At 57.9% G+C, this 1,948-nt stretch carries 1 rRNA gene (only partly in view); it reads left to right on the forward strand.

From position 1 onward, the window contains the following. The first annotated feature begins 229 nt into the window (after positions 1–229). A 23S ribosomal RNA gene (locus ACZ60X_RS43695) occupies positions 230–1,948 on the forward strand; it runs 1,465 nt beyond the window's last position.

Consider the following 1,948-nt stretch of genomic DNA (forward strand, 5'->3'; position numbering starts at 1 on the left):
AGCTCATGGGTGGAACGTTGACTATTCGGCACACTTGGTCTGCTTCTCTTCTTAGTACTGCTTCGGCGTGGAACGGTTGAGGAGGGGGCGAGGGTGTCGGGCACGCTGTTGGGTGTCTGAGGGAATGAGTTTCCTTCAGTCGCCGGCCCCAGTGCACTCGGATCGTTGGTTCGGGGTGATGGGTGGCTGGTCGTTGTTTGAGAACTGCACAGTGGACGCGAGCATCTGTGGCCAAGTTTTTAAGGGCGCACGGTGGATGCCTTGGCACCAGGAACCGATGAAGGACGTGGGAGGCCGCGATAGTCCCCGGGGAGTCGTCAACCAGGCTTTGATCCGGGGGTTTCCGAATGGGGAAACCCGGCAGTCGTCATGGGCTGTCACCCGCTGCTGAACACATAGGCAGTGTGGAGGGAACGAGGGGAAGTGAAACATCTCAGTACCCTCAGGAAGAGAAAACAACCGTGATTCCGGGAGTAGTGGCGAGCGAAACCGGATGAGGCCAAACCGTATGCGTGTGAGACCCGGCAGGGGTTGCGTATGCGGGGTTGTGGGATCTCTCTTCCACGGTCTGCCGGCCGTGGGACGAGTCAGAAACCGTTGATGTAGGCGAAGGACATGCGAAAGGTCCGGCGTAGAGGGTAAGACCCCCGTAGTCGAAACGTCAGCGGCTCGTTTGAGAGACACCCAAGTAGCACGGGGCCCGAGAAATCCCGTGTGAATCTGGCGGGACCACCCGCTAAGCCTAAATATTCCCTGGTGACCGATAGCGGATAGTACCGTGAGGGAATGGTGAAAAGTACCCCGGGAGGGGAGTGAAATAGTACCTGAAACCGTGTGCCTACAAGCCGTGGGAGCGTCGGACATCAGCTTGCTGGTGTCTCGTGACTGCGTGCCTTTTGAAGAATGAGCCTGCGAGTTTGCGGTGTGTTGCGAGGTTAACCCGGGTGGGGAAGCCGTAGCGAAAGCGAGTCCGAATAGGGCGTTTGAGTAGCACGCTCAAGACCCGAAGCGGAGTGATCTAGCCATGGGCAGGTTGAAGCGGAGGTAAGACTTCGTGGAGGACCGAACCCACCAGGGTTGAAAACCTGGGGGATGACCTGTGGTTAGGGGTGAAAGGCCAATCAAACTCCGTGATAGCTGGTTCTCCCCGAAATGCATTTAGGTGCAGCGTCGTGTGTTTCTTGCCGGAGGTAGAGCACTGGATAGGCGATGGGCCCTACCGGGTTACTGACCTTAGCCAAACTCCGAATGCCGGTAAGTGAGAGCGCGGCAGTGAGACTGTGGGGGATAAGCTCCATGGTCGAGAGGGAAACAGCCCAGAGCATCGACTAAGGCCCCTAAGCGTACGCTAAGTGGGAAAGGATGTGGAGTCGCACAGACAACCAGGAGGTTGGCTTAGAAGCAGCCACCCTTGAAAGAGTGCGTAATAGCTCACTGGTCTAGTGATTCCGCGCCGACAATGTAGCGGGGCTCAAGCGTACCGCCGAAGTCGTGTCATTGCAGCATGTACTCCCAACGGAGGCTGTGATGGGTAGGGGAGCGTCGTCTGCCGGGTGAAGCAGCACCGGAAGGTAGTTGTGGACGGTTGACGAGTGAGAATGCAGGCATGAGTAGCGATACAAACGTGAGAAACGTTTGCGCCGATTGACTAAGGGTTCCTGGGTCAAGCTGATCTGCCCAGGGTAAGTCGGGACCTAAGGCGAGGCCGACAGGCGTAGTCGATGGATAACCGGTTGATATTCCGGTACCCGCTGTGGAGCGTCAAACATCGAGCATCGTGATGCTAAGGCCGTGAAGCCGTTCCGGACCCTTCGGGGAATGGAAAGTGGTGGAGCCGCCGGACCAAGCGGTTAGTAGGTGAGTGATGGGGTGACGCAGGAAGGTAGTCCAGCCCGGGCGGTGGTTGTCCCGGGGTAAGGGTGTAGCCCGAGTGGTAGGTAAATCCGCC

It is taken from the genome of Streptomyces sp. NPDC104106, assembly GCF_055584345.1.